The sequence below is a fragment of the Clostridium neonatale genome (assembly GCF_900465025.1).
Classification (GTDB): Bacteria; Bacillota; Clostridia; order Clostridiales; family Clostridiaceae; genus Clostridium; species Clostridium neonatale.
This window is the reverse complement of record NZ_UICR01000001.1, coordinates 1,216,306-1,237,010: the sequence shown is the minus strand read 5'-3', so window position 1 is coordinate 1,237,010 and position 20,705 is coordinate 1,216,306. Positions and strand designations below refer to the sequence as shown.

21 protein-coding genes and 1 pseudogene are annotated in these 20,705 nt (G+C 27.5%); 5 read left to right on the top strand and 17 right to left on the bottom strand.

The features are described 5' to 3' along the window. Positions 1-94 precede the first annotated feature (94 nt). Positions 95-1,084 (bottom strand): sensor histidine kinase, encoded by a 990-nt coding sequence (locus tag CNEONATNEC86_RS05600; RefSeq protein ID WP_058294268.1) that lies wholly within the window; start codon positions 1,082-1,084, stop codon positions 95-97. Beyond that, positions 1,081-1,752, bottom strand: a complete 672-nt coding sequence (locus CNEONATNEC86_RS05595) for a response regulator transcription factor (protein WP_058294267.1) — start codon at positions 1,750-1,752, stop codon at positions 1,081-1,083. The genes CNEONATNEC86_RS05600 and CNEONATNEC86_RS05595 overlap by 4 nt, the downstream gene beginning before the upstream one ends. Before the next feature lie 200 nt (positions 1,753-1,952). Between CNEONATNEC86_RS05595 and CNEONATNEC86_RS05590 the strand changes: the two genes are divergently transcribed. Next, positions 1,953-2,246 (top strand): hypothetical protein, encoded by a 294-nt coding sequence (locus tag CNEONATNEC86_RS05590; protein ID WP_159135656.1) that lies wholly within the window; start codon positions 1,953-1,955, stop codon positions 2,244-2,246. Positions 2,247-2,299: 53 nt separating this feature from the next. On the opposite strand, the gene CNEONATNEC86_RS05585 is transcribed toward CNEONATNEC86_RS05590, so the two are convergent. Both CNEONATNEC86_RS05585 and CNEONATNEC86_RS21910 read right to left on the bottom strand, forming a co-directional pair. Beyond that, on the bottom strand, positions 2,300-2,950 hold the full coding sequence (locus CNEONATNEC86_RS05585; RefSeq protein WP_316373478.1) for a LysR family transcriptional regulator substrate-binding protein: 651 nt from the start codon (positions 2,948-2,950) through the stop codon (positions 2,300-2,302). A gap of 48 nt (positions 2,951-2,998) precedes the next feature. Further along, a pseudogene (locus tag CNEONATNEC86_RS21910) lies at positions 2,999-3,097 on the bottom strand (LysR family transcriptional regulator); the annotation flags it as partial. 303 nt (positions 3,098-3,400) lie between these two features. On the opposite strand from CNEONATNEC86_RS21910, the gene CNEONATNEC86_RS22005 reads away from it, so the two are divergent. Further along, on the top strand, positions 3,401-3,718 hold the full coding sequence (locus CNEONATNEC86_RS22005) for an amino acid permease (RefSeq protein WP_159136062.1): 318 nt from the start codon (positions 3,401-3,403) through the stop codon (positions 3,716-3,718). A gap of 509 nt (positions 3,719-4,227) precedes the next feature. Here the strand turns inward: CNEONATNEC86_RS22005 and CNEONATNEC86_RS05575 are convergent. The 8 genes from CNEONATNEC86_RS05575 to CNEONATNEC86_RS05540 all read right to left on the bottom strand — a co-directional run bounded on the left by CNEONATNEC86_RS05575 (position 4,228) and on the right by CNEONATNEC86_RS05540 (position 12,325). Continuing rightward, positions 4,228-5,568 (bottom strand): MATE family efflux transporter, encoded by a 1,341-nt coding sequence (locus tag CNEONATNEC86_RS05575; protein WP_125148360.1) that lies wholly within the window; start codon positions 5,566-5,568, stop codon positions 4,228-4,230. Positions 5,569-5,677: 109 nt separating this feature from the next. Then, on the bottom strand, positions 5,678-6,460 hold the full coding sequence (locus CNEONATNEC86_RS05570) for an ABC transporter ATP-binding protein (RefSeq protein ID WP_159135655.1): 783 nt from the start codon (positions 6,458-6,460) through the stop codon (positions 5,678-5,680). A 27-nt stretch (positions 6,461-6,487) separates the two neighbouring features. Next, positions 6,488-7,495, bottom strand: a complete 1,008-nt coding sequence (locus tag CNEONATNEC86_RS05565) for a FecCD family ABC transporter permease (RefSeq protein ID WP_125148362.1) — start codon at positions 7,493-7,495, stop codon at positions 6,488-6,490. Continuing rightward, entirely contained in the window at positions 7,495-8,511 is a 1,017-nt protein-coding gene (locus CNEONATNEC86_RS05560; protein WP_159115802.1) for a FecCD family ABC transporter permease, read from the bottom strand. Before CNEONATNEC86_RS05560 ends, CNEONATNEC86_RS05565 begins: the two co-directional genes overlap by 1 nt. Before the next feature lie 121 nt (positions 8,512-8,632). Beyond that, positions 8,633-9,574 (bottom strand): iron-hydroxamate ABC transporter substrate-binding protein, encoded by a 942-nt coding sequence (locus CNEONATNEC86_RS05555; protein ID WP_125148364.1) that lies wholly within the window; start codon positions 9,572-9,574, stop codon positions 8,633-8,635. Positions 9,575-9,788: 214 nt separating this feature from the next. Beyond that, positions 9,789-10,502: a hypothetical protein gene (locus tag CNEONATNEC86_RS05550; protein ID WP_159115800.1), complete on the bottom strand. Its 714-nt coding sequence runs from the start codon at positions 10,500-10,502 to the stop codon at positions 9,789-9,791. Between the two features lie 140 nt (positions 10,503-10,642). Further along, a complete protein-coding gene (locus CNEONATNEC86_RS05545; RefSeq protein ID WP_159115799.1) occupies positions 10,643-11,473 on the bottom strand; it encodes an alpha/beta fold hydrolase in 831 nt (276 codons plus the stop codon). A 159-nt stretch (positions 11,474-11,632) separates the two neighbouring features. Next, entirely contained in the window at positions 11,633-12,325 is a 693-nt protein-coding gene (locus CNEONATNEC86_RS05540) for a DUF5680 domain-containing protein (RefSeq protein WP_159135654.1), read from the bottom strand. A 371-nt stretch (positions 12,326-12,696) separates the two neighbouring features. Here CNEONATNEC86_RS05540 and CNEONATNEC86_RS05535 point away from each other — a divergent pair, with 371 nt between their 5' ends. Continuing rightward, the gene (locus CNEONATNEC86_RS05535) at positions 12,697-13,353 is read left to right on the top strand and encodes an alpha/beta fold hydrolase (RefSeq protein ID WP_058294256.1); all 657 of its coding nucleotides are present in this window, start codon (positions 12,697-12,699) and stop codon (positions 13,351-13,353) included. Positions 13,354-13,373: 20 nt separating this feature from the next. Continuing rightward, a complete protein-coding gene (locus tag CNEONATNEC86_RS05530; protein ID WP_058294255.1) occupies positions 13,374-13,880 on the top strand; it encodes a hypothetical protein in 507 nt (168 codons plus the stop codon). Positions 13,881-13,935: 55 nt separating this feature from the next. Here CNEONATNEC86_RS05530 and CNEONATNEC86_RS05525 read toward each other — a convergent pair whose 3' ends face one another. The 3 genes from CNEONATNEC86_RS05525 to CNEONATNEC86_RS05515 all read right to left on the bottom strand — a co-directional run bounded on the left by CNEONATNEC86_RS05525 (position 13,936) and on the right by CNEONATNEC86_RS05515 (position 17,632). Continuing rightward, positions 13,936-14,361 carry a hypothetical protein gene (locus tag CNEONATNEC86_RS05525; protein ID WP_125149218.1) on the bottom strand — a complete coding sequence of 142 codons (426 nt, stop codon included), beginning with the start codon at positions 14,359-14,361 and terminating at the stop codon, positions 13,936-13,938. Positions 14,362-14,815: 454 nt separating this feature from the next. Next, a complete protein-coding gene (locus tag CNEONATNEC86_RS05520) occupies positions 14,816-15,316 on the bottom strand; it encodes a phosphatase PAP2 family protein (RefSeq protein ID WP_159135653.1) in 501 nt (166 codons plus the stop codon). A 126-nt stretch (positions 15,317-15,442) separates the two neighbouring features. Then, complete coding sequence (locus CNEONATNEC86_RS05515) at positions 15,443-17,632, bottom strand: YhgE/Pip domain-containing protein (protein ID WP_159135652.1); 2,190 nt, start codon at positions 17,630-17,632, stop codon at positions 15,443-15,445. A gap of 221 nt (positions 17,633-17,853) precedes the next feature. Between CNEONATNEC86_RS05515 and CNEONATNEC86_RS05510 the strand changes: the two genes are divergently transcribed. Beyond that, on the top strand, positions 17,854-18,342 hold the full coding sequence (locus tag CNEONATNEC86_RS05510) for a GNAT family N-acetyltransferase (protein WP_125149221.1): 489 nt from the start codon (positions 17,854-17,856) through the stop codon (positions 18,340-18,342). Between the two features lie 95 nt (positions 18,343-18,437). On the opposite strand, the gene CNEONATNEC86_RS05505 is transcribed toward CNEONATNEC86_RS05510, so the two are convergent. Next, entirely contained in the window at positions 18,438-19,172 is a 735-nt protein-coding gene (locus tag CNEONATNEC86_RS05505) for a heparan-alpha-glucosaminide N-acetyltransferase (protein WP_230132091.1), read from the bottom strand. A 1,207-nt stretch (positions 19,173-20,379) separates the two neighbouring features. Then, the gene (locus CNEONATNEC86_RS05500) at positions 20,380-20,700 is read right to left on the bottom strand and encodes an AzlD domain-containing protein (protein ID WP_159135651.1); all 321 of its coding nucleotides are present in this window, start codon (positions 20,698-20,700) and stop codon (positions 20,380-20,382) included. Positions 20,701-20,705: the final 5 nt, after the last annotated feature.

Genomic DNA, 20,705 nt, shown 5'->3' with positions numbered 1-20,705 from the left:
TGTTCATTATTTTCTAAATTACAAAATAAATTGTAATCCTTTTTTCTTCATTCTGCATATTTTTTTACTGCTCCTCTACCTTAATATTCAAGCATCAAAAGTTAATTATCGCTCTTGTCCCATTATTAACTTCTGACTTTAAGTTAATCTCTATATTTAATTTAGTGCAGAGTTTTTTACAAAGATATAATCCTATTCCAGTAGATTTTCCATGCACACGCCCATTTTCTCCAGTGAAGCCCTTATCAAAGACTCTGTTAATATCACTTTTAGGTATTCCAATACCATTATCTTCTATTATCAAAGAAATTTTATTATTTTCATTTTCTAATGAATATATATTTATATAACCTCTTTCTTTTTTACTATATTTAATGGAATTTATAATTATCTGATTTATGATAAACTTAATCCATTTTTGATCACTAGTTACTTTTATATCTATGTTTTCAATATTTACTGCTATTTTTTTATTGATAAAATCCCTTCTATTATCCCTAATACATTCATTAATTATATTTTCAAGATTAAATTCTCTTACAATATAATCATTGCTTACATCTGTGCTTCTTGAATAATATAACGCCTGTGTTATATACTGATCTACTTTACTTATTTCATCAATTAAAGCTATTTTTTCTTTTATATAGCTATTTTCTAATATAAGCTTAGCCGATGCTATAGGTGTTTTAATTTCATGAACCCATGTTTCTATATAATCCCTATATTCACTTTGAAGATGTTTATAGAAATTAACTTCTTCATGCATATTTCGATTTGCTTCTTTTAACGCATTATAAAAGATTTCACCTTCATAATAATTAGGCTTCTTTATTACTTCAGCCAACAAATATTTTTTATCCAATTTTTCAGTTATGCTGATTATTTCTCCATAAAATCTTCTTTCTTTTATGTATTCTAATACCATATAAACTATTAGAGGTACAAACCAAATCATAAATATTAAAAATAATATAATTTCTGGCGTACTAGCTACTTTTAAAAGAGCTACTAATAAAAAATAAATAACTAAATTTATTATTAAATATGGAATTTTTGATACAATATAATTTTTTATTTTCATAGCAAAATATATCCTAGCCCTCTCTTAGTCTCTATTGCATTTTTAAAGCCTATATCATCTAGCTTTTTTCTAAGCCTTGTTATATTAACAGATAAAGTGTTATCATCAATAAAAAGATCTGAACTCCATAAATAATCCATTAACTCTTCCCTACTCATTATTTTCCCTTTATTCTTCATTAAGCATGCTAAAATTTTAAGTTCGTTTTTGCTTAAATCTGTAGTATTATTATTAAAAGTTATTTCTCCTTTGCTAATATTTAACTTCAATCCATTATGCTCAATGAAATCCTGTTCTAAAACTTGCGCTTTCGTTCTTCTAAGAACAGCACCTATTCTTGCAAGTAATACCTGAGTGTTATATGGTTTTGTTATAAAATCATCTGCTCCAAAATTAATACTCATAATTTCATCCATATCACTATCTCTACTTGTTACAATAATTATCGGTATATCTTTAATTCTTCTTATTTCTCTACACACATAGTATCCATCATAATATGGAAGATTTATATCTAATAAAATCAAATCAGGGTTACTCTCTACTGATAAATTAATAATATTTTTAAAGTCATCTATTCCATAAGCCTCATACCCATACTTTGATAAAAAATCTATTAATTCTTTTTTTATATTTTCATTATCTTCTATAATTAACATTTTCAGCATTATAATCCTCCTAGTTTTATATATGGGTAATTATATAATATTTTTTATTTATTGTATATTTATCACCACATAATTCTTAATATAATTATAAAATTTCTTTTTCTAAATATTTAAAATAAATACTTTTAATATTTAGCACCTTTGAAAAAAATCTGAATACATATTTAATGAGAGATAAAAGTTATTCTAAATAAAGGACGGTGTTAATTATTAATACTAATAATATTGTGGAATTTATTAATTCAGAAGCAAAAAATTATCTAAAATTTCTTAATAATTTCGAAAACGTATTAGATGAAATCAATCCGCAATTAGAATATAAATTTAGAATTTCTACTGATAAGCCATATATAATATGTTCAATTAAACAGCTTGGATTATCAAAAAAAATTACTTTTTATGATATGAAAATAATTATGGATCAAAAAAATTGTAATGAAAAAGAAGCTATACTTCAATTATTACAAAGTATTTTGGATAAAAATAATGCTTAGCACCTTAGGAATGTTAGCAGATATAATTTCTACTAACATTCTACATAATCAACTTATTCAATCATGCCTAAAAAAGCATTCATTGCAGATGTTATATATTTTTTCTTATTATAAAGAACCTGAGTATACATTTTGAATTCACACCCTTCAACGGTTAATTCTACTAACTCTTTATTTTTTAATTCTTCTTCTACTGTCATTTTAGGAAGCAATGTAATTCCTATATTACTTTTAACAAATCTCTTAATTGCCTCTATGCTACCTGATTCTAAAACTAAATTTGTATTTATAGATTTCTTTTGGAAGATTTCTTCAAAGTCCTTTCTATAACTACATCCCTTCTCTGTTAGAATTAAAGACTCATTTTGTATATCCTCTAAAGTAACCTTACTCTTTTTCATTAATTTATTTGATGGTGAACATAATATTACCATATGTTCATATTTATCCATACACGAAATAAATTGTTCATCATCAATTTTCCTATCTAAAATAAAAATAATATCAACAATATTCTTCTTTAGCATTTTTCTAAGTTCTGAGCATATTCCCACTTTCAGTTCAATATTAACATCCGGATATCTTTCATGATACGCTTCAAGTATCTTAGGTAACCTAATTGTACAAAGTGACTCAACAACCCCAATCTTTAATGTTCCTTTTGGAATGCTTTCATTTCTTATAACTTCCTTACCTTCATTCACCAAATCAATTATCTCATTTGCATATTTAAGAAAAGTTTCACCACTATTTGTCAGCTTTATTTTTCTCCCAGTTCTTTCAATTAGCTTTACTCCTAGTTCTTGTTCTAAAAGCTGCATTTGTGTTGCAATTGTTGATTGTGCATATCCTAAGTTTTCTGCTTCTTTTGATTAGCTGTTAAGTGCTGCAATCTTAGAAAATGTTATTAAATTTCTAATTTCCATATTGTTTTACTCCAAATTCCTCACTATTTATTTTTATATCAATAAAATCGAACTATTTATTCAAATAATTCAATTTTGTCAAACTATAAATTCATATCACATTTTGTAAGCATCGTGTATATATCTTTATCCTTTGTAACCATTGGAACAAATACTTATAATGATACACATTCATTTACTTTTTTAAGTTCACTTATTTCATTGTCATTTTGAAAAACTTCTGGATATATAATTGCTTTTTTAACTATTCTTATAACATTTTGCTCTATTCACTCGTGTATTTCTGGCTTTTCTAGAGTTATATATAATGCTGCACGTTCAGGAATATTTCCAAGGGCACTATCTAAAATACATGAAAAGTATAATACTCCTATAAATGCTCTTTTATTTTTAGGCTGCGGCTTTACCATTGTCCTATTATTCTTTTCATTTATATCACCAGATTTAAATTTAATACTAAAATTTCCTGGCTCAGTATTTTCATTTTCTTATATAATTGCAATTGCATGTGGATTAAAATTATTTGATAAATACAGTCTTACTTAGATACTTTCTTCATCAAGTCTTATTGTCTGCTGTATACTTTTTGTTCTTGGAGGACTATTTTCTTTATTTCCAATTATTCTAAGTGGAGTTGGATATATTTATATAAGTACTAAAAAATAAGCTAAGAAGTAAAAACTAAAAGTGAATAGTTAGAAATAACTACAATAAATGAAACACACTACTCATATAAAGTCGCAGATGTGAGCTTTAATTTATAACATCTGAAAAAATGACTGACGCAATTTAATGCGTCAGTCATTTTTTATTATGGTACACTCATACTAAGATAAAATAAATATGAAAAGTTTCCAATTACAAATATCATCTTTTGGGCATATAATGCTTGGTGAGGTATCAGCCTATCAGTATAGCCCATCACCCTCTACTGATGAAGATGTTTCCTTAAGGAGAGAGCCCAAATCTTGTATTTGGTGCGAATCGCTTACTCAACGAACGTATGTGAGTCGAGTTTCCTTTAGTACCTTAACTACCATAAAATAAGCAAATTCTTAAGTTCTAAAATTCTTAAATTCTCCAGCCAAAAATACAACTATAATAATTGCACTAATTATATCTGCAATTGGCTGAACAAACCATACTCCTGTTAAATTAAATGCTTTTGGCAATACAAGTATTAATGGAATTAGCAAAATGCATTGTCTTAAAAGACTTAAAACCATTGAATGCTTAGCCTTTCCTATTGCTTGAAAGTAACTTGGTCCAATAATTACAATTCCTAAAATAGGCAGTGTCATAAGATATATTCTTATTCCATAAACGGCTATGTTCATAAGACTTTCATCTCTATTAAATATAGAAATCATAATTCTCGGAGTCAGTTCTACTAATAAAAATCCTATTATAAGAATCACTGTAGCTGCAAATACTGATAGAAGTAAAGCCTTCCTACATCTATCTAGCTTTTTTGCTCCATAATTATAACCTATTATTGTCTGAACACCTTGTGTTATACCAAACACTGGCATCATAAACATAAGTCCAATTGTACTTATAGCAGTCATAGCTCCTATTGCTAAATCTCCACCATATATTTTAAACATATTATTGAAAAGAACATTTACAACACCAGCAGAAATTTCAACTGCAAAAGGTGCTGCACCTACAATAAATATTCTTTTTATTATTTTTAAATTTAATTTCATATTAACTTTTCTAAGCTTTAAATTAGATTTCTTTTTAAAAAAGTAATATAATATCCAGCTGAAGATTATATAATTGCAAAGCACAGTTGCAATTGCTGCACCTTTTATTCCTAAATCAAATACAAAAATAAAGATTGGGTCTAAAATTAAATTTAGGACACATCCTACAATCATTGTCTTAGCTGCCATTTTAGGATTTCCATCTGCCCTGATTGCAGTATTTAAAACAAATCCAGTTACACTGCATATTGTTCCTAAGAATATTATTCCTATATATTCTTTAGCATAAATCAATGTATTTTCGCTTGCACCAAATGCATATAATATTTCATCTAAAAATATCAGGCCAAATATCATAATTATAATAGAAAAGATTATAGATACAGTAAATGCATTTCCTAAGAACAATTCACCTTCTTCTCTATTTCCTTCTCCAAGCTTAATTGACATATTTGTTGCTGCGCCCATTCCAATAAATACACCAAAAGCAACTATTAATGTAAATACAGGCATAGTTATTCCAAGACCTGCTATTGCTAATGGTCCAACGTTTGGAATAGCTCCAATAAAAGCTCTGTCTGCAATATTATAAAGAGATGTAATCATCATACTCATTATTGCCGGAACAGAATATTTTATAAGGAGCTTTCCTATACTTTCTTTTCCTAATTCATTTTCCTTTTCCATTATCTCTCCCACTTTATCTTTTGTTTCTCTATTACAATTTATTTTTCAATCATTACATATGGACTCACTTACAAATTTTATTTAATGCTACAGCCACATTCTTTCATTTTTAAATCTTATCGTATGTTATTAAAACTGGTCTGTTATGTCTTGGATCAGTTACAATCTCTCCATCAATATTGAAAAGCTCTTTAAGATTTTCTTTTGTCATAACTTCCTCTGGGGTACCTTCACATACTATTCTGCCTTTTTTTATTCCAACCATATGATCTGCAAATCTCGCTGCATTATTAAGTTCGTGAATTACCATAACTATTGTTCTCTTCTGAGTCTTATTTAACTTTTGTAGTAATTTCAAAATATCTAATTGATGTGCTAAATCTAAATATGTAGTCGGCTCATCTAATACAACAATATCAGTCTTTTGCGCTAATGCCATAGCAATCCATGCTCTTTGCCTTTGTCCTCCTGATAATGCTTCTATTGGTCTTTCTTTAAATTCTAATATGCCAGTTTCTTTTAATGCCCATTCAATTATTTCTTTATCTTCTTTTTTTAAGCTTCCAAACTTATTTTGATGAGGAAATCTCCCATAAGCAACCAACTCTTCAACACTAAGTCCCTTAGGTGCTACTGGGCTTTGCGGAAGTACTGCCATAGCTTTAGCAAGTTCATTTGAGCTTTGCTTTGAAACTTCTAAATCATTTATGTAAATTTCTCCACTTTTTGCTTTAAGTATTCTTGCTATTGTCTTTAATATTGTTGATTTTCCACATCCATTTGCACCAATTATAGTCGTAATTTTCCCTTTTGGAATATTTAAATTTAAGTCTTTAACAATATCTATATTTCCGTATGATATATTTAAATCTTTTGTTTTTATACAATACATAAAATCATCCTCTTTAAAATCTAAAAATTATTCATTCATCATAAGATAAATAAAATATGGCACACCAATAATTGCTACAACTATACCAACAGGAACTTCTATTGGTGCAAGTAAATTTCTTGATATTGTATCACCAATTAATAAAATAAGTGTACCAATCAAAGCCGCTGTTGGTATAAGTCTATTATGTTTAGGTCCAACTAGCCTTCTAGCTATGTGTGGTGAAATAAGACCTAAAAATCCTATACTTCCTGCAACAGAAGTTGCTACTCCTGCAAGACCAACTGCATATATTATTAATTTTCTTCTTTCTTTTTCAACATTCACACCAAGACCAATTGATAGTTCATCACCTAAATTTAATACATCTAAATATCTGCTTTTATATATTGTGAGTATCATGAATATTATTATAAAAGGCGCTATAGCTATTACATACTTCCAGCTTACTCCCCATATGCTTCCTTGTATCCACGCCATTACCCTGTTAAATTCCTGAGTAGTGAATCTTAATTGAAATATGGTAAGAAGCGAAGTAAATGCTATGTTTATACCTATTCCTGTTAGTATTAATCTTGATGATGATATTCCATTTTTCCACGCTAAAATATATACAATAAATGCTCCAAACCCTGCTCCTAAAAGTGCTACAATAGGCATTGTGAATATTGTTAAATTGGTTATTCCTTCATATACATTACCATTTGTTAAATATATATATACTACTACAAATAATGCTGCACCTGAATTAATACCTATTATTCCCGAATCAGCTAAATCATTCTTTGTAACTCCTTGAAGTATTGTTCCTGATACTGCAAGTGCACTTCCTACAAATAAAGCTATTATTATTCTTGGAAGTCTTAAATTGAAAATAACTATATTTTGGCTCTTACTGCCCTGACCAATTAGTGTTTTTATAACATCACCAAGGCTGATTGAATAAGAACCTAAATTTAAGCTTATTACAAACACTGTAAATATAAGAATTGCTAAAATACCACATATGAAGAATACTTTTTTGTTCTTATTCATTAATCATTCCCTCCTTTTCTAACAAGATAAATAAATATTGGAACTCCTATAAGTGCTGTCAATGAACCGATTGGAGTTTCATATGGAGGATTAATTATTCTTGCTATAATATCACTGTAAACTAAAAGTACCGCACCTAAAATAAGTGATGATGGAATAATGTATTTATAATCAGAACCTACTATTCCTCTTGCTATTTGTGGAACAATAAGACCTACAAAAACTATATTTCCTGCAGCAGCTACACTTGCTCCAGTTAAAATAATCACTATTATTATGCATATAAATCTTATTAAATTAGTTCTCTGGCCAAGACCTATTGCAACTTCTTCACCTAAGCTTAAAATTGTTATCTTTGGAGCCATAATAAATGCACCTATCATACCTATGCCTCCAAATACAAATAACATTATCGCACCTTGCCATTTTGTGCTGGCTAATCCTCCTGCTATCCAAAAGCTTAATTCCTGTGATAAGTTAAAATACATTGCACTTCCCATAGCAAGTGAAATAAATAATGTACCCAGTGCTGTACCTGCAAGTGCAAGCTTTACAGGATCTGATTTTCTTCCCCTTTTAGAACTAAAAAAATAAACTAAAAGCCCGCTGATACTTGCGCCTATAAAAGCAAAGAACATAATAGCAGTGCTTCTTATTGATATTTCAGGTACTATCTTTTGAATTATGAATGCTATAGCAATAGAAAATGTAGCCCCTTGAGTTATACCCATAACTGATGGCTCTGCTATAGGATTTCTAGTTATGCCCTGCATTATTGCCCCTGATACTGATAAAAATCCTCCAACCATTACAGCAGCCAATGCTCTAGGTATTCTTACATCTCTTATTATGTTACTCTCAAGAGTATTATCATTTACAAATATGCTTCTTATTATTGTGTTGAAGTCTATAGATTTTGTTCCTATATATAGAGATATTCCCATACCAATAGCAAGTAAAATCAAACTTATTAAAATTAATAGAAAAGTTTTCACTTTTTTACTTTTTAAGGCCATATTTTACCTCCTTAATTTTCACAATATATTTATTTATTAATAATCTCATTTACGCAAAAAAGGGCTGTCTCAAAATCTAACATAAAATGTCTCAATTTTGATACATCCTTTTTATAATTTATTACTTCATTAATTCATTTTTTAAAGATTCTAATAAAAGTAATCTTCCAATTGGATTATAAGATTGACTAAAGTATGGGCTTGCATTTAATATTGTTACATTTCCTTCTTTAACAGCTCTTATATTTTGCCATACTGAATTTTCTTCAAGTTCAGCTTTGTCTGCATCTGTCGCTATAAGTACAATATGATCTGCATCTATCTCAGCTAATCCTTCAATGCTTAACATTGGAAGAGTTATTCCATCTTGTACCGGTAAGTTCTCAGGTCTTGCAAGGCCCATGTCTTCATTTATTATAGTTCCTATTCCTGCATCACTAAATACCATAAATTGTCCTGAGCTTGAAAGTACTGGTAAGTAGCTTTCTTCTCCATTATTAGCCGCAACTTCTTCTCCAAGCTTTTTAGCAGTTTCATCGTAATTTGAAAGCCATTCTGTAGCTTTATCTTCTTTGTTAAACATTTTTGCTATATCAGTTAATCTATCTCTCCAGTCATTACCATAATCTTTTATCATAACAGTTGGAGCTATTTCTTTTAATTGATCGTAAATTTGTGATTGTCTTTCACTCATTATTATTAAATCAGGATTACATGCAAGTATTGCTTCCATATCCATTGTTTCCATCATTGAGTGTCCAACTACTTTAGCACTTCCTAATTGATCTTTAACATAACTTGCAACCTCTGTTGTACTATATGAATCAATATTAGCTGTTCCAACTGGCGTATACCCTAATATTAATAATTCTTCACTGCTTCCTGAGATATCAACTATTCTTTCAGGGTTTGCTGGAATTTCAACATTTCCTTTTAATGATTCTACAACCATTGTTTTATTTCCCGAATTATTTGCTTCCCCATCATTAGATGAACATCCAGTGATTATCCCAATCATAGCTACAGTAAGTATTCCTGCAACTATCTTCTTTATTTTCTTCATTTGTATCCTCCTATGTATAGCAATATATGTTTCAATCAATCATATATTGATAAAAATTCTCATTTATGCTTTTTCATTATATCAATTTGAGAATAATAGTCAATAACTTTATTCAATTTTATCTTTATGTAAATTATACAGTTACTGTACATATATATTACACAAAGAAAAAACAGGAATATATTCAAATTAATACATTCCTGTTTTTATTTTATTATTTTGCTAAATATAATCCTTTTCCTTGCTCAGTATCCTTAACCATATCATTAGATATGATTGCAACTCCCGAAACATTATCAATACTATTTAGAGTATCTGATTCATTAACATCTGAATAATCATAACCATCATATTTTAAAACCACATATTCTTTTTCTGCTCCTCCGCCACTTCTTTCTACAATAATATCTCTATATCCATTTGTTTTTTCATTACTGATAATTATAGGATTGTGTATCAATGTAAATTCATCAAACTCTTCTAATCTTCCATTTACTTCTGTAAAGATTATTGCAGTGTCTCCACCAGTTCCACTTGTATATGTTCCTACTAGTTCAACAAATATTTCATTTACACCGTCATCATTTAAATCAACGTAATTGTAATAATATCTTGTTTGTTTAGCAGCTTCTTCATCTAAATCTAATTCATTAATTATAGCCTTTACTAGATTTGGATTATCTACATTTTCTGAAAGCTTACCTGTTATATTATCGTTATCAATTAGTATAATATTACTTTGACTATCTTTATTTTCACTATTGTTTGTAGTTGAATTATTTTCTATATTTTCTTCATCTTTAACATTTGTATTTTCTGTATTTGGATTAACATTAGAATCTGAGTTTGAACTACAACCATATATAGCTATTATTGAGCATATTAATAATGATATTGCAATTATTCCTTTTATAAATTTACTCTTCATTTGTTACTAGCTCCTTTAAAATTTATTCTATGATATTAAGTATTTACAAAAGTCTTTAATAATATTAATTACAATTGACTGTATCCATTTTTCGGTATTAATTGCAATTAGCAAAACTGCTTAAAATTAATATATTATCTTTATTTAATATTTTCAATAAAATCTTTCAACTTTTTGTTCCATTTTTCTGGATACTCATAAAACATTAAATGTCCCCCCATAATATAAGTCTCCGTTCCAGGGAAGTTCTCATTCATAAAAGTTTCTGCAATATCTGACCAGTGCTCAGCAATAAACATAATTGATGGTAAAGTCTCTGATATTTCCTTAGCAACTTCAAAATAATTTGATAAGACAGCATTACAGAACAAACTACTGCAGATATAATATGGTGTCTTTGCAGATATATCTAATAAATATTCTAATTCTTCTTCCTCAACATTCCTTTGTATCATTACAGCAGTTATATATTCACTAAAAAAATCTCTAACTCCTTTTGGTGAAATTAAAATTTCAGATGCCGCAGTTCTAAGCTCATCTAAGCTTCCTTCAACCCAGCAACTAGGATCTATCGACAATGGAACTGGAGACATATCAATAGTTACAACTGCTTTAACTCTTTTCTTTCCAAACTGTGAAATATATGACCAAACCTCTAAATTCCCAGTAGACCATCCAACTAAAATCAAATCTTTTAAATCCAATATTTCTATTAATTTAGCTAAATCCTTCCCATGTGTTGCATAATCATTACCATGAACTGTTTTGGTAGATGTCCCTTGCCCCCTAGGATCTATAGCAATTACTCTATTAGTTTTCGAAAAGTAATCAATTTGAGACTCAAAAATTTCACTACTAAAAGTTAATCCTGGAATAAATAATATCGGCTGACCGGCCCCTTTCTCAACATAATGTAACTCTACTAAAGGCGCAACTTGAACATAATTACTTTCTAATCTTTCTACAGACATAATTTCTACCTCCCATAATAATACAATTGATTAAAAAAGAAGTTTCAATTCAATCTAAATATCTATGAACTAAAACCTCTTTATCTTTTCTCTATAATATACTATTATACCATAATTTAGTCTTTAAATTACTAATAAAATATTAAAATACTAATAATCTTATTCAATGATTACCCCGCCATGAAACTTGCATTCATAAATTTTGACATCATTTTTATAAATAACTTCTTCACCATCAAACCATTCAAAATTCCCAGCAAAACTGCATTCATATTTAAACTCACCATTTTCATATGACAACGGTCCACGATATGGATATTCTTCATTAACAATTCTTAATGCTTCTTTTAAAAACCACCCTTCAAATCCTTCTTCCACAATTCTTCCTGCATAGTTCATTGACCATAGTGTTATATTATCATTCCATATAGCTTCTTCCCCAACAAATTTTTCTCCACCCAAATAAGTATCAATGTATATTAAATTGCCTTCACAATATTTCAAGTCATGTGAATTAGGCCTGCATGGAATGCATTCTTTTGCATTTCCTGATGCATAAGTCTCTCTTTTAGCTCTACATAAAGACTCTACTATTTTTTTATCCATTTTATATTCTCCAATCTTAGTTATATTCTTTTTAAGATTGCAATCATTATTTTTTTCTTTTAAAAGACTATCAATTGAAATATTAAAGTAATTACTTATTTCTATTAATTTATCAATATCAGGATAAGATTTTCCAAGCTCCCATTTTGCAATAGCTTGTCTTGAAACATTCATGATTTCTGCTAGCTTTTCTTGTGATAATTTATTTAATTTTCTTAAAGTTCTTATCTTTTCCGGAAAACTCATGATATTTACCTTCTAATAATACTATATCCCTAATTAATCGCTCTTTCTATAAACTATTTGTACTTATTTTTGTAAACTATAGGTTGCAAATTTTAATATGAACTATCTTTTATTTTGTATATTTCTATAAATTTTATAAAGTTTCTTTTAAACTGCCACTCTATAAAATTATAATTTAAAATATAATAAGATTTCTTTGCTATGGATTGATATAATAAAAAAGAATATATAGATCCTTTTGAATAAAAAGAAAATGATTGAGATATAAAAACATTACTAAAAAATTGTATTATTATTATAGAGAAAAGAAATTAAATACTTAAAAAGAAAGAGATTATACATTATAAAAACAAAAAGAAGGGAGCATAGTTATGATACTTAAAATTAATAATATAGATTTATTCTATGAAAAATTCGGATCTGGAACTCCAATTATTCTTGTTCATGGTAATGGTGAAAATCATAATATATTTGATAAAATCATACCTCTGCTTAGTGAATTATTTACTGTCTATGCAATTGATTTACGTGGTCATGGAAAAAGCAGCATAATTAATGAATATAACTATCAAGATATGGCAGATGATATAGTATGCTTTGTAAAAGAATTGCAGTTAAAAAATCCTATTTATTATGGATTTAGCGATGGTGGTATTATTGGTCTGCTTATTGCTTCTCAGCATCAAGAGCTTTTATCTCATCTTATTGTAAGTGGTGCAAATACATGTCCACATGGATTAAAGAATAAATGGTATTACTTATTTAAATTAATGTATTTTTTTAAACGAGATAAAAAAATGAAAATGATGCTTACACAGCCTAATATATCAAAAGAGGAATTAGAAAAAATAACCATTCCAACTCTTGTCCTTGCTGGAAGTAATGATATGATTAGTGAAAATAATACTAGAGAAATTGCACACTGTATAAAAAATAGTACTTTAAATATTTTAGACGGTGAAACTCATAGCAGCTATGTAGTTCACTCTCCAAAATTGTTTGATTTAATAACATCTTTTTACAGTTAATAAATTATAGGAGAAGAAACATGAAAAATTCATTGATTCCAATTAGCACTATAGACTTTAATAATACAATCAATATAAAATTTAATAATATTTTAGATGGTTTTGATTTTTTCAAAAATTTCACTATTGATGGTAACGTTACTTGCGGTGAAGAAAAAATCATAACATTCATCGAGAAGATTTTTGAAGAAAACATTGATGATACTTATATTGATTTTTATATAAATAGAATATCATCTGAAGATAAAAGTAATCTAATGAATCTTATATCAGACAATGATAAAAATACTTTAAGAGAATTCATGAATATTACACATGATGGAGTATATTTTAAACTTATTGACAAAAATCTAATTCCTTTTTTTGTCCGTTTAAATACCAAAGAAGTATTTTTTGTTACCTTCTATTTTAATAATAGACCAATAACAGTATGGGGAAATTACAATATGAAATTTCCTTGTTTTGTTAATAATGATGAAGACCTAGAATACTATTTACAATTAGCATCTAAATTAAATTTAGCTTAATTAAATTCAAATATTACAGATAAATTAAGAGCATTTATACCAAGCATAAATGCTCTTACACCTTATATTTTTTTAACTCTACTATAGGAATATCTTGTCCATCTTTATTCTTAAGTTCAATATCATACTTCTCAATAAGATTTTTTACTATTTTTGTACCAACAAGTGCACATAACATGAGATATTCTGCTACAACTGCTATGTTTATTCCCTCTGCTGCTGCAAATACTGTTACTGTTGTGGCTGAAAATGCTAAAGAAATTCCTGAACTTTCTGCTGATGTAACAAGACTGGCTATAATTGTAGCACCAGCTCCTGATGCAAAAGCAATTAATGATGCCAACTTTGGCTGAGACAATTTTTGTATCTTTTCAGCTTTTTCAAATTTCTCAGCTAATTTTCCTTCTAATATTATTTCATCATATCCTTTTTCAACTGCTTCTTTCAAATCATTTCTATTTCTTACTATTAAGGTGTTCATATATATCACTTCCTTAAAATATATCATTTTCTAAAAAATATTTTTATATTATACATTATACATTATATTATACCAATAAAATATAATTTAATTTTTACTTAAATACTTTTGCTTACTTACCTTATTATAATACTCCTCAATTTTAGGAGGCATTGTTTTCCATCCATATAAGTATACATCCGGTATTTTAGGAACCCAATCCTCATTCGTATCTATTGTATTTTTAGATCTGTTTTTAATATCAAACTTTATATCTTTAATTATAATATCTGACTTTTCATTATATAATCTTCATATAATCTTCTTGAAACAACTTTTCCACTTCTATCAATTATTTGAGTTGCTCCTATTATTTCTCTAACATCTTCTTTATCACCATTAGGAAAAGTTCCCCCTTGAAATTTTGCATTATAACTAGCATGAATTACTGGAACAATTTATTTATTTTTTTAATTTAAACTGAAATGAAGAATCCTACAACTCCAAATAAAATACTAATAACAGCACCACCTATTACATCTGTGGGATAGTGAACTCCTGCTAGTACTCTAGTCGCCCCAACTATTATTGCTATAAACATCACAATAAATCCATATGTATGATTTAAATATAAACATGCCATAGCAATTATAAAAGCACTTGCTGTATGCCTGCTTGGAAAAGATTGTCCTTTTCCTTTTTCATAATCTACTAATGGTTCATAATCATATGTATCATACGGTCTAGGTTTATTTAATATTTTTCTAAATATAGAAACAAAAATTAAATTTAATGCTGGTATAATCAAAAACAATATTAATCTTTTATCATTTTTTAAATATAAAAAAATACTTGTACACATATATAACATTATAATGAGTATTTGTGAATACTTGCACAATATTTTTATGCCTTCACTTCTAAATTTACTTTTTCTAAAAAAATGTGTTATTTCTCTATATTGATTTTCTGTCATCTTTTCAATTCCTTTACTATATAACAAATTCATTTATAACTAATTAATTATTATATCATAAAAAGATATTCATAAGAACTTTCTTAATTTACCTCAAGAATACTTCTTATAAATATCTTATAAATATTATTCCCCTAAATGACTTTCTTCAAATTTTTCAGTAAAGTTACTTATAATTTTACTTAGCGGCTTTTTTAGAAATATTCCTATTAGTGCTGATCCAATTATAATAGAAATTATTACAACTATATCCTTTATAAGTACTTCTCTTACAATTCCTCCAATACTCTCCCTCATTAAAGAAATGGTATATGTAAATGGTAAAAATGGATGTATTCTTTGAAAGAATTTTGGTGTAAGCTCTATAGGGAAAGTTCCTCCTGATCCTCCTATTTGGAATACTAATAAAACTATTCCAACTACTTTTCCTGCATTTCCAAGCACTGAACATGCAGTATATATAATAAAAGCAAATGTTATACTTGTTAATATTGAAACTAAAACAAATAAGAATTGATTTAAACAATATACTTTTAGTATATATAAGTCACCTATTGAAACTATAAGCGCCTGAATTATACCTATACTTACAAATAATAATAACTTCCCAAAATAACTCTCTATTACCGTATATTTAGTAATCATCTCTTTTTTAGAACTATCAGCTTCTTCGGTATTTATTTCATGTGGATTAACTGCCAATATAGAAACTAATAAAAGTTCTCCTACCCATAATGATAAAATTGTATAAAATGGCGTCATAGCACTTCCATAGTTTCCCATAGGAAATAGCTGTTTTTCTACTAAATTTACCGGATTAGCCAAAAAGTCACTTCTAGCCTGAACATCACTTTTTAATAAATCCAAAAGTTCACTTATTCCTTTGTCATTATTGGCTTTTTCCATTTTATCAATTAATTCATTTAACATTTCTTCTGCCTTTGGTAAATTCTTCCTAACATTATCTATTACTGAAACAGCTTTTTCTGAACCTTCTCCGGCTGTATTTAATAAATTACTTATTTGTGGAAGTTTACTTTCTGCTTCATCTAATGCATTTATAATATTATCTGTTGTACTATATGTAGAATCAAATATATCATTTATTTTAGTTAAAATATCACTGTCATATTTAAAATATAAATCTGATAGTAAAGAATTCATATTATCAGAAAAGTCCTTAATATTATTTAATAATGTTAAATCTGGCTTACCACCTGCTAATATATCATCTTTTATGTTTTGAAGTGTATTTTGAAAATTATTTATTGTAGTGTTAATATTTTTTAGATTAGTTATTACGTCATTTAATTTAGGATTTATCTTATTTAGCGCTTCTAGAATTTTTAAAATAGATTTTATTAGACTATCTAAATTATTAGTTTTGCTTATAAGATTATCAATCATTTCTGGCGCTTTATCACTTCCATTATTTATTGCATCTATAACTACACTTGTATAGTTTGAAATATCTTTACTTATATCACTTGCTATTCTTATATTTTCTTTAATTGTTGGTGATATTTCATTTAAACTATTTCTTGATGTAGATACAAATTCTTTAACACTATTTCCAAGCTCACTACTGCTATTTATAGTATCTTGCAACAATGGTATATCACTTTGAAATTTTTCTGATAAATCATTAATATTAGTAGCACCATCATAAGCTAAATCTACAATATCATTTATATCTGAAAATCTTTCCTGAACATCTTTTAGTATATTATATACATTTGTAATCTTTGGCTTAACATTTTCAATTTCAATTGATGCATTTTTAGTTGCTGTAAACAGTGCATTTGATACAGTTTCAACTAAGGCTTTACTTATATTTTCCTGAACTCCAGTTGCACCTTTACTAGTCAATTTAGGCGCTATTGCATTAATTTTTTCATTGACAGTATAAATTATTTCTCCTTTTTTAATATCACTTGTTATTAAGGAAGTCATATCACTTGAAAATTCACTTGGTATAACAATAGTTGCATAAAGATTTCCATTTCTTAGCTTATCATTTGCTTCTTCTTCACTTATAAAATTCCATCCTAATAAATCATTATTCTTAAGCTCATCTATTATTGTATTTCCTAAATTTATCGATGTACCATTAAGCTCTGCTCCTGCATCATTATTTACAACTCCAATTTGAATCTGACTAGTAGCCTCTTTTGAATAAGGATCCCATGAAGCTGCTATATTGAACCAGGCATACATTGAAGGAAGTATACATAATGCTATTATTGTAATAAATGCTGCATAGTTTGTTACAATATTTTTTATATCTTGTTTATAAATCTTAATTATATTATTCAAAATTCTTCCTCCTACACATAAATTCTTTCCCTCTTATGTTTCCTTGATTTTATATGTAATATTCTTCATATGAATTTTTATAAAATTTTATTTTTTTCATAATTATTTTCAATTTGTTTTTTTTAATATATATATTTTATTAATTATGCTATAATTGATGTAAAATAATAAAAACATTTCAATTCCACTATATTTAATATTTATATCTTTTGGAGGATTTTATGAACAACTATACAATTAAAATAGCATCACTTAATGATTTTGAAAATTGTGCAAAAATTATAAGGCAAGGATTTTCTTCTATTGCAAGAAAATTTGATTTGACAACAGCAAATTGTCCAAGCAATGATGCTTTTATTACAACTGATGAATTAATAAAAAATAAAGATATGGGAAACTTAATGTATGCCCTATATGATAATCACAAAATGGTTGGCTTTATGGAATTAGAAAAGAAAAATGAATTTAATTATGAACTTGGAAAGTTCACAGTTCTTTATGAAGCAAGACACTTAGGATATGGAAAAGCCTTATTAAACTTTGCAAAAAATAAAGTTAAAGAACTTGGAGGGGAAAAACTTATTATTAGCGTTATTGAAAATAACGATATTCTTAAAGATTGGTATAGAGCTAATGGATTTATACATACTGATACAAAAAAAGTTAAACATCTTCCTTTTTCTGTTGATCTTATGGAGAGTAATTTATAATTTACATATTATTTAGTATCCTATAAAAATTCTTTTAAATAATGAAAATAGCATAATATGATAAAATTAAACTATCATATCATGCTATTTCTATTTTAAAAATAAGAATAAGCTAATAATCCCAAATAAATCACAGGCTGATGTAATAAATAAATTCGTAATGAATTTTTCCCAGCAAACTCAATCCATCCTATTCCTTTTTTATATAAAATCTTATATTTATGATCCCTATTTTTTATAATCTTGTATAAGAAATATCCTAATATAAATAAAAATATCCATGGAAATAAAGAAAAGTAATCTGTAGAATAAAAATTAGGTTCTTTAAATCCTAAATAAGTCATAAATCTACTGCTATACAATGAGCTTGGTATTTTCATAATATTCCATGATTCAAATCCTAAATATCCATTATTAATATTTCTAAATACACCAAAAAGCAATGAACAAGAAAATATTCCTATAACAGGTGATACATTTTTCAATATTTTATCTAATATGATCATAAGAAGCATACATGAACCAATCATTGTAAGTACTCCAAATATAATTTTCTGTTCTGGCATAAAAATTGTAGTTATCAAAGAAATAGCCATCCCCATACCAAATACCTGAAGTCCTCGTTTTAATTTATTTTTTCCCATTGACCAACAAAATCCTGATAGCAATATGAAAGTCCAACATATGCTTTGCTGCCATATATATACAAATATAGATTCATGCCATGTCCAATTATTATCTAATATATATACAGCATCCCAAATTAGATGATAGATTATCATGCTGATTAAATTTATACCACGAATATTATCCAAAATATGATATCTCACTTAAAGCCCCCTTGTTTTTTAATTATAACATTTCAAATTTTATATACTTTTCATTTCTATTATTAAGTTAATTATAAGACTTTAAACTACGTCCAGGTCAAGAACTTTTTTAATTCAAAAGCAGAAATATTATGATTATACACCACACCATAAATAAGGGACGTAGAATCAGAGTTTAGTGGATAACAACCGAAATTCAATATATGATAGGCTCGATTGTAGGGAAATTTAAGCTAAAACTTCTAAAGAGATAGGCTGTGCCCAAAACAATTTGCTCCAACAGCAAGTGTTGGACAAATTATTTTGGAACAGCCTATCTCTAAGAAGTTAAAAGCTTAAATTTCTTAATACAATACTACGCCTAAGCAGAGAACCCAAATCTGTGATTTGGTGTGAATCGCTTACCCAGCGAATGAATATGAGTCGGGTATTCATATATTGAATTTCTTTGTTTTACTCTAAAATCATAGATACAATGCCCATTTTAATTATAATTTATGTTTTCAGGAATATTCCATGCCTAAAATGTAGTTCCATAAATTGTATTAATTTATGGAACTACTTAGAAAAGCCCCATATATTCCAATAAATAAGAAAATATTCGAATTGCAGCATAGCTACTCTTTGGCATATAATGCTTGGCGAGGTATGAGCCTAGCAGTATAGCCCATCTTCATCTACTGATGAAGATGCTTCTTTAAAATGCCTATGAGTAGATATTTCCTTAAACAGAGAAAATATATGAATAAGTATATCTTTATCTCCATAAAACCCTCATAAAATAAGCAAATTTTTAAGAATTTATATTCATATATTTATAAAATTATACCTTTTAAAAAATGATAAAATATTAACTTTTTAAATCTTTAACATGTATAAATAACTATTCCATAGTTTAAAAATGCATTTATTCACAAAAATAATAACGCGGTGCTTAGAATTTAGATGAAACAAAGAAATAAAACCTTTATGTTGGGCGGTGTCTTGCATTCAAAAATGAAATTTTAGAATTCTTCATGTAGACTTGTTCCACAATTGTTTTTCCAATTTTACATTGGAGCAAACATTTGTGGATGCAAGTCTGCATGTTTGAATTCTTAACTTCATTTTTGTATCAAGCGAGCACAACATAAGGGTTTTATTTCGGGTGTTATTCACTAAATTCTGATTCTACACAATATATTTATTTCATGTTCAAAAGAATTTATTATTTAATTAACCTTAATAATGCTACACTTATAATTCCAACTACAACAGTTAAAAGCAAATCTTTCTTTTTAACACCTATAATAATTGTAGGTATTAGTGCTAAAATTTCCAGTTCATTTCCCATAATCGAAAACTTATCATCTATAGTGAAAATTTCTACTGCTATTAATGCTGATAATATTGATATAGGAATGTATTTCAAGAACTCTTCTAATTTAGGATGTAATTTCATTTTTGACATTACTGTTATAGGAAGTACTCTTGGCAGTAACGTTACAATACATCCTCCAAGTATTACAGTCCATATATACATATTCATGTTAT